General features: G+C 61.4%; 8 protein-coding genes. All 8 read right to left on the reverse strand.

Features of this window, described 5'->3' with window-relative positions; translation table 11 throughout:
* Positions 1-512 (reverse strand): DNA-directed RNA polymerase subunit beta' (locus OXU43_06990; GenBank protein ID MDD9824899.1); only part of this gene is annotated, 512 nt, incomplete at its 3' end.
* 61 nt (positions 513-573) lie between these two features.
* Positions 574-5,142, reverse strand: a complete 4,569-nt coding sequence (rpoB, locus tag OXU43_06995; protein ID MDD9824900.1) for a DNA-directed RNA polymerase subunit beta — start codon at positions 5,140-5,142, stop codon at positions 574-576.
* An 82-nt stretch (positions 5,143-5,224) separates the two neighbouring features.
* Entirely contained in the window at positions 5,225-5,599 is a 375-nt protein-coding gene (gene rplL, locus OXU43_07000; protein ID MDD9824901.1) for a 50S ribosomal protein L7/L12, read from the reverse strand.
* Between the two features lie 89 nt (positions 5,600-5,688).
* A complete protein-coding gene (gene rplJ, locus OXU43_07005) occupies positions 5,689-6,237 on the reverse strand; it encodes a 50S ribosomal protein L10 (GenBank protein ID MDD9824902.1) in 549 nt (182 codons plus the stop codon).
* 58 nt (positions 6,238-6,295) lie between these two features.
* A complete protein-coding gene (rplA, locus tag OXU43_07010) occupies positions 6,296-6,991 on the reverse strand; it encodes a 50S ribosomal protein L1 (protein MDD9824903.1) in 696 nt (231 codons plus the stop codon).
* A 1-nt stretch (position 6,992) separates the two neighbouring features.
* A complete protein-coding gene (gene rplK, locus OXU43_07015; protein ID MDD9824904.1) occupies positions 6,993-7,424 on the reverse strand; it encodes a 50S ribosomal protein L11 in 432 nt (143 codons plus the stop codon).
* 53 nt (positions 7,425-7,477) lie between these two features.
* Complete coding sequence (gene nusG, locus OXU43_07020) at positions 7,478-8,014, reverse strand: transcription termination/antitermination protein NusG (protein MDD9824905.1); 537 nt, start codon at positions 8,012-8,014, stop codon at positions 7,478-7,480.
* 22 nt (positions 8,015-8,036) lie between these two features.
* A complete protein-coding gene (gene secE, locus OXU43_07025; protein MDD9824906.1) occupies positions 8,037-8,405 on the reverse strand; it encodes a preprotein translocase subunit SecE in 369 nt (122 codons plus the stop codon).
* Positions 8,406-8,515 lie beyond the last annotated feature (110 nt).

Consider the following 8,515-nt stretch of genomic DNA (forward strand, 5'->3'; position numbering starts at 1 on the left):
TGCTCGATCATCGCTATGTACTCTTCCTCAAAGAGCAACTGCCCCCGCTCGAGCTTGGTCATGCCGGGATCGATCACCGCGTAGGCCTCGAAGTAGAGCACCCTCTCGATCTCGCGCAAGGTCATATCCAGGGTCAACCCGATGCGCGAGGGCAGGGACTTGAGGTACCAGATATGCGCCGCCGGACTGGCCAGCTCGATGTGCCCCATGCGCTCGCGCCGCACTTTGGCGGGCATCACTTCGACACCGCATTTCTCGCACCTGACGCCGCGGTGCTTCATGCGCTTGTATTTGCCGCAAAGACATTCGTAGTCCTTGACGGGACCGAAGATCTTGGCGCAAAACAGGCCGTCGCGTTCCGGTTTGAAGGTCCGGTAGTTGATGGTCTCGGGCTTCCTGACTTCGCCCCAGGACCAGGAGCGGATCTTCTCCGGGGAAGCCAGGCCAACGCGTATGCCGTTGAAATCCTCCTGCTCCCTGTCCTTCAGCAACAGTTTTAACAGGTCTTTCATAATCAGGCCCTCTCTACATGCAATGCCCGCCGCGCCGGCGCCGCTACAGTGCCCCGGCAGGTCATTCCCGTTCCAACTCGATGTCGATCCCCAAGGCCCGGATCTCCTTGATCAGCACGTTGAAGGACTCCGGCGTACTTGGGTGCATGCCGTAGTCCCCGTCCACAATGCTCTTGTAAACCTTGGTGCGCCCGACGATGTCGTCCGACTTGACCGTCAGCATTTCCTGGAGAGTGTAGGCGGCGCCGTAAGCCTCCAGCGCCCATACTTCCATTTCACCGAAACGCTGACCGCCAAAGTGCGCCTTGCCGCCCAGCGGCTGCTGGGTCACCAGGCTGTACGGCCCGGTGGAACGGGCGTGCATCTTGTCGTCCACCAGGTGATTCAGCTTCAGCATGTACACATAGCCGACCGTAACCGGTTGCGAAAATGCCTTGCCGGTGCGCCCGTCGTAGAGAGTGGCCTGGCCGGATATGGGCAAATCGGCCAGGTTGAGGATCGCTTTGATCTCTTCCTCGCGCGCGCCATCGAACACCGGGGTGGCCATGGGCACTCCCGCACGCAGATTTTCGGCCAATTCTACGATTGCGGATTCGTTCAATGCCGCCAGAGCCTCGCTGCGACCGTAGATCTTGCCCAATAAAGAACGCAGGGGGGAGGCGGCCCCGGCCCGGCCAGTCCGGCCATCCCGCAGCGCCCCAATCTTCTTGCCCAGCCACTTGGCGGCCCACCCCATGTGGGTCTCGAAGATCTGGCCCACATTCATGCGGGAAGGGACGCCGAGAGGATTCAACACGATGTCCACCGGGGTGCCGTCCGCCAGGTGGGGCATGTCCTCTACCGGAACGATGGTGGAGATCACCCCCTTGTTGCCGTGCCGCCCGGCCATCTTGTCTCCTGGCTGCAGGCGCCGCTTGACCGCCAGATAGACCTTGACCGTCTTCAGTACGCCCGGCACCAAAGTGCTGCCGCCGGTCAGCTTGGAACGCTTCTCCTCGTACCCTTCGTCGAGTCTCTTGCGCGCCGCATCAATGCCTCGCGCCGCCTGTTCCAGGCGCTCGTTGAGCTTGGGGTTGCGCATATGGATGTCAAACCACTTCTCCCGCGCCAAGCCGGCCAAGTATTTGCCCGTGATCTTGCTGCCGTTTTTCAGGCCGCCGGGGCCTTTGTTCGCTACCTTTCCGACCAGATTCTTCTGGAGACGCTGGTAGATCCCATCCTCCATGATCCGGAATTGATCGTTCAAGTCTTTCCTTACCTGCTCCAGTTCCGCCTGCTCGATCTCCAAAGCGCGGGCGTCTTTTTCCACCCCCTCGCGGGTCAGTACCTGTACGTCAATCACCATCCCGTTCATGCCCGAGGGGGTGCGCAGGGAAGTGTCCTTCACGTCGGAGGCCTTCTCGCCGAATATGGCGCGCAGCAATTTTTCCTCGGGAGTCAGCTGCGTCTCGCCCTTCGGGGTCACCTTCCCCACCAGGATGTCTCCCGGGGAAACCTCGGCGCCGATATACACGATCCCGGACTCATCCAGCTTATTCAGCATGTTCTCGCTGACGTTGGGGATGTCCTGCGTGATCTCCTCCGCTCCCATCTTGGTATCCCTTGCCACACAGGTAAGTTCCTCTATGTGTATCGTCGTGTAGCGGTCTTCTTTGACCACGTTTTCCGATACCAGGATGGAGTCCTCGAAGTTGTAGCCGTTCCAGGGCATGAACGCGACAAACAGGTTTCTGCCCAGAGCCAGTTCTCCAAGATCCGTCGCCGGACCGTCGGCCAGCACGTCGCCCCGGGAGATCGCGTCGCCGGGCTTCACCAGCGGCTTCTGGTTAATGCAGGTGTCCTGGTTGGAACGGGTGTACTTGGTCAAATTGTAGATATCGACGCTGGGATCGTCGCCCTTGATCTCGCGCTCGTTGACGCGGACTACGATGCGGGTGGCATCGGCGGAATCAACCGTGCCGCCTCGCTTCGCCACCACGACCACGCCCGAGTCAATCGCGACACGGCGTTCCATCCCCGTGCCCACCAGCGGCTTCTCCGTCCTCATCAGGGGCACCGCCTGCCGCTGCATATTCGACCCCATCAAGGCGCGATTGGCATCGTTGTGCTCCAGGAAGGGGATCAGCGAGGCGGCAACGGAAACGATCTGCTTGGGAGAGACATCCATGTAATCCACCCGCTCGGGATTCATCAGGGCAAACTCGTTCCGGTGCCGGCAGGATACCAACTCTTCCAGAAGGCGCCCCCTCTTGTCCATCACGGCATTCGCCTGACAGATGACGTACTGCCCTTCCTCAATGGCGGACAAATAGTCAATCCGGTCGGTCACCGCCCCCTTTTTCACCTTCCGATAGGGCGTCTCCAGAAACCCGTACCGGTTGGTTCTCGCAAACACGGCCATGGAGCTGATCAGGCCGATGTTGGGACCTTCGGGGGTTTCGATCGGGCAAAGCCTGCCGTAATGGGTGGGGTGCACGTCGCGCACCTCGAAGCCGGCACGCTCGCGCTTCAAACCTCCCGGCCCCAGCGCGGAAACTCGGCGCTTGTGGGTCACTTCCGACAGCGGGTTGTTCTGGTCCATGAATTGGGACAACTGGCTGGAACCGAAAAATTCCCGCATCGCCGCGGAGATCGGCTTGGCGTTGATAATGTCTTGCGGCATGAGTTGCTCTAACTCGGGCAGCGCCAGCCGGTCGCGGATCGTCCGTTCCACGCGCACCAAACCGATGCGGAATTGATTTTCCGCCATCTCGCCCACGCACCGGACCCGCCGGTTGCCCATATGATCTATGTCGTCCACGGAGCCCTTCCCGTTGCGGATATCAATCAGCGCCCAGAGCACCTCGATGAGGTCTGCCCTGGAGAGGATCCTGCCTCTTGCTTCGCCTTCCTGCTCTTCGCCTTCTCCCCCGTCCCGGCCGATGCGGCGGTTGAATTTCATGCGGCCCACAGCGGACAGGTCGTAACGCTCCGGGTTGAAAAAGAGGTTGGCGAAAAGGTTCTTTGCCGCCTCCGCCGTGGGAGGATCTCCAGGCCGCATCACGCTGTAAATCTCCCGTTGCGCCTCCTGCGCGTTTTTAACGCCGCCCGACGCGGGCTGTTCGACGCGCAGCGTGTCGGATATGTAGGGGCCGCAATCGAATTCGTTCGTGTAAATCGTCTTGAACCGCTCCACCCCCTCCGCCGCAAGCCGGTCCAGCAGTTCGGCGGAGATCTCGGCATTGGCAGCGGCCAGCCGGCTGCCGTCCTCGCCATGAATATCCTCGGCAAGGACTTTCTCCAGCAGGTATTCCCGGGGGACTTCAATCTCGCGCAGCTTCGAGCGCGCGATCTTCTCAACCTGTTGCGGCGTAATCCGCTGGTCCTTGGCAACGATCTTCTCGCGGCCCTTTTTAATAGGGAAAGGCAATACCTCGCCCCGCAGGTGGCGCGGGTTCAATTCCAGGAAAAACTTCTGGCCTTTGCAGCAAAAGGCGTCCGTTTCGAAGAACAACCCCAGAATGCCCGCATCGTCGTACTTGTCTTTCGGGCAGGTTTCGATGGTCCGGGCCGCCTTGCCCGCTACAACCTGCTCCAGGTGCTCGCCGGCAAGTACGGTTTTGGCGGCAACCAGGGGCCGGCTGCCCTTGCCGCCCTTGCCGGGGATGTCGCTGGCCAGGACCCTCCCCAGCAGGTATTCCCGGGGAACTTCGAGCTTGCGCAGTTTCGACCGCTCCAGTTCCTCGACCTCCCGGCGGGCGATCCGCCGCGCGGAGAGGACGCTCGGCTTGCGGGACTTGGCAACCGGGAGCGGCAGCACTTCGCCCCATATGTGATCCCACGACAGCGTGTCTGTCTCCGCTCCATTCAGCCGTTTCTTCTTCGCCTCCAGAAAAAACGCGCCCTTCTGGTAACGGAAGACGTCCTTATCCGCGGATTTGTCCTCCCCGGGGGAGGGCTTGCCGTCCTCGCCCAGCGCCCGCAGCAGAACGGTAACGGGCAGCTTCCGCCGCCGGTCGATCCGGCAATAGAGCAGGTCCTTGGGATCGAACTCGAAGTCCAACCAGGAACCGCGGTAGGGGATCACGCGGGCCGAATACAGCAACTTGCCGGAAGAGTGCGTCTTGCCCTTGTCGTCGTCGAAAAACACTCCGGGAGACCGGTGCAACTGAGAAACCACCACGCGGTCAGTGCCATTGATGACGAAAGTGCCGGTCTCGGTCATCAGGGGGAGTTCCCCGATGTACACTTCGCCTTCCTTGATCTCCTCCGGCTCTTGCGCGATATCGGCGTCTTTGGCGTCTTTCTTGCCCTTGCCGCGGAGAATCACCAACCGAAGCCTGGCACGCAACGACGCGCTGTACGTGCGCCCGCGCAACCTGCATTCCTTGACGTCGAAAGTGGGCGCAGGCAGGGAATACTCCACGTATTCCAGCCGAATATTCTTCGCATGGCTGACAATGGGGAACACCGACCGGAAGGCGGCCTCCAGTCCCCGTCTGGCCCGCTCGGCAGGCGGGACATCCTGTTGCAGAAAATCGCGGTAGGAATTGATCTGCGACTCCAGCAAGTAGGGGATCTCCAGGATGTCCGGCCGCTTGCCGAAATCCCTGCGAATCCGCCTCTTTTCAGTAAAGGAATAGGTGCTCACCTGCGATTCTCCCTGTTGCCGCGGGCCGGGGCGCAAGGGAAAAGGCGACGCCTCCCCCCAATCGCCGCACTGTCGCGGCAAATCATTTGACCTCTACGGAAGCTCCCGCCGCTTCGAGCTGCTTGCTAAGATCCTGGGCTTCTTGCTTCGACACTCCTTCCTTGATCGTGGCCGGGATGCCTTCCACCAGCTCCTTGGCCTCTTTCAGGCCCATCGCGGTAATGCCCCGAACCACTTTGATCACCGCCACCTTATTGTCCCCGAACGAAGTCATCGTAACGGTAAATTCCGTTTGCTCCTCGGCTGCGGCTTCGCTGGGCGCGGGCGCCGCAACAGGGGCGGCCAGCGCCGCGGCGGAGACGCCGAACCGTTCTCCCAGCGCATCCGTCAACTCCACTACTTCCATCACGGTCATCTTGGAAATCGCTTCTACGATCTCTGCCTTGTCTATTGCCATGGCTCCAACTCCTCTTTTACTTCTCCATCGCTCGCATTATCCAGGGCCGCCTCCTCGCGAACGCGGCGCCCGAACCTGTCGCCTACGTCCTACGCGCCCGTACCGGCACCATTGCCATTGCCGCCATTGCCCCGCACCGCCCTCAAAACCAGCAACAGGCGCACGGGGATTTGCCGCAACAGGGTCGCCAACCGACCCGGCGGCGCCCGCATAACCGCCATCAGGCGGGCAATGGCCTGTTCGCGGGTCGGCAAGTCGGCCAACCGCCCGATATCGCCAGGGGCCAAAAGCTTGCCCTCCAGGGCCACCTCGCGGACGATCAGGGCCTCGTGTTCCTGGGCGAAATCCCGGAACAGCCGGGCCGCGGTGCCGAGTTCTCCAGACGTAAACGCCAGCAACAGGGGGCCCGAAAGCCCCGGCTCCAAACAGGCAAAGCGCCCTCCGCTCAAGGCGCGCCGCGCCAGGGTGTTCTTGACCACGCGCAAGTACACGCCCTGCTCGCGGGCCGACCGCCGCAACGCATTCAGTTCTCCCGCCGTCAGCCCGCGATACTCGGCGGCAATGGCAAGCCCCGCATCCGCCGCCGTTGCGGCGACCTCCTGGACTACGGCCTGCTTGCGGGCCAGGGCAAGACTCACGGCAGCCTCCCGCGGCGCCGCATCCGGCAAGGCTTGCCATGGCGGTCCCCGGTTGGCATCAGAGCGCCAGCGAACCCGGTTCGATAGTCAGCCCGGGACCCATCGTGGTGGAGACCGCGATCTTCCTCAGGTAACTTCCCTTTGCGGCGCTCGGCTTTAATTTCGCCAGATCGGCCAGCAAGGTCTCCAGATTCTCCTTGAGCGCCTGCGCCTCGAAGGAAACCTTGCCAATCCCGCAATGAATAATGCCTGCCTTGTCAGTCCGGTACCGGACCTGGCCGCCCTTGGCATTGTTGACGGCCTTGGCCACGTCGCTGGCAACCGTTCCCACCTTGGGATTGGGCATAAGCCCGCGCGGACCGATGATCTGACCGCACTTGCCAACCAGAGGCATTGCCTCGGGCGTGGCAATCAGCGTGTCGAAGTCCAGCTTCCCTTCCTGGATTCGCTTCAGCAGATCCTCGTAACCAACGATCTCGGCGCCCGCCTCCTTTGCCTGTTGCGCTTGCTCCCCCTGGGCGAACACCGCCACCCGGATCTTCCGGCCGGTGCCATTCGGCAATATCGAACTGCCCCGTACGATCTGGTCGGACTTGCGCGGGTCAACGCCCAGGCGGACGCTGGCATCCACCGACTCCGGGAAACGGGCCGTCGCGCATTCCTTGAGCAGACGAAATGCGTCGAGCGCGGGATAGCGCCGGGTATGCTCGACCTTCTCGGAAATGGCCTTGAACCGCTTGGATTGCCTGCTCACTTCAGGCGTCCTCCACCTCGATGCCCATACTTCTCGCTGTCCCTATGACTGTGCGTACCGCGGAATCGAGATCCGCGGCGGTAAGATCGCCCCGCTTCATGCGCGCGATTTCTTCCGCCTGTCGGCGCGCGATCTTTCCCTTCTTTTCCGTGTTCGGGGTAGGGCTGCCGCCGCTCACTCCCGCCGCCTTCTTGAGCAGATGGGAAGCGGGCGGCGATTTGAGGACAAACGCAAAACTCTTGTCGCTGTAAACCGTGAGCACCACGGGGATCGGCAACCCTTCCTCCATCGCTTTCGTCCGCTCGTTGAAGTCCTTGCAGAACTCCATGGAGTTTACGCCGCGCTGCCCGAGAGCGGGCCCTACCGGAGGCCCCGGGGTGGCCTTTCCCGCCGGAACCTGCAACTTGATTTGTCCTGCGACCTGTTTTGCCATTGCGTTATCTCGTCCTCATTCGGCCCGCGGCCAGCGCCAGAAGCCGAAGGGCGCTACTCCTTCCCCACCTGGTCGAAACCAAGTTCCACGGGCGTGGAGCGTCCGAATATCAGAACCGCCACCTTGAGGCGGTTCTTCTCGTAGTCCGCTTCCTCTACAACACCGTTGAAGTCCTTGAACACTCCGTCCGTAACCCGCACCACTTCGCCCGGTTCGTAAATGAACCGCGGCTTGGGCTGCTCTATGCCGTCCTCAATTCGCTGCAGGATATCGGCGGCTTCCTTGTCGCTGATCGGGGCAGGCAGCCGGTCGCTGGTATCGCCGACAAATCCCAGGATCTTCGGAGCGGATTTGACCAAGTGCCAGGTATCCTCGTTCATCTGCATCTGAACTAATACGTAGCCGGGGAAAAATTTCCGATCGCTCTTGCGCTTCTGGCCGCCGCGCATTTCCACCACTTCTTCGGTGGGAACCAGGATCTTGCCAAACTGGTCCTGCAGATTGCTGTGCCTGATTCGCTCCACGAGCGAACGCCGTACCTGGTTTTCGTACCCGGAATAGGCATGGACCACATACCAATTCATTGCCATGAACCCGATCTCCGCTGACGCGCTAACCGATAAACCACTCGATCAGCCCGCCCAGGATCCAATCCAGCAACCCCAGGATCAAGGCGACCAGAATTACCATGATCGCCACCAATAAGGTCATCTGCACCGTCTGCTTCCGCTCCGGCCAGATTACCTTGCGGACCTCGCTTTGCACATCGCCCAGAAAAGCCCAGGCCCGCTGGCCGGGAGTCGTCCAAAAGGCCAGGAGCACCGCGATGACGGCGCAACCGACCATCAAGCCTATCCAAACCAGGAAGGGCTCCTCGGGCACCGAATAATAAACGACTATCGCAGCAACCAGGACCAGCGAGGCAAAGGCCAGCTTGGCGATGTCGGTTTTCGTCATGGCGACCGCGGGCATAACCGGCATAGCCCCCGAATATCAAAGCCGCCCCACCGCCGACGAAACTCTCCGGCGAAACGAATTGGCAGGCCAGGAGGGAATCGAACCCCCAACCTGCGGTTTTGGAGACCGCCGCT

This window comes from Gammaproteobacteria bacterium (assembly GCA_028817255.1).
Taxonomy (GTDB): domain Bacteria; phylum Pseudomonadota; class Gammaproteobacteria; order Porifericomitales; family Porifericomitaceae; genus Porifericomes; species Porifericomes azotivorans.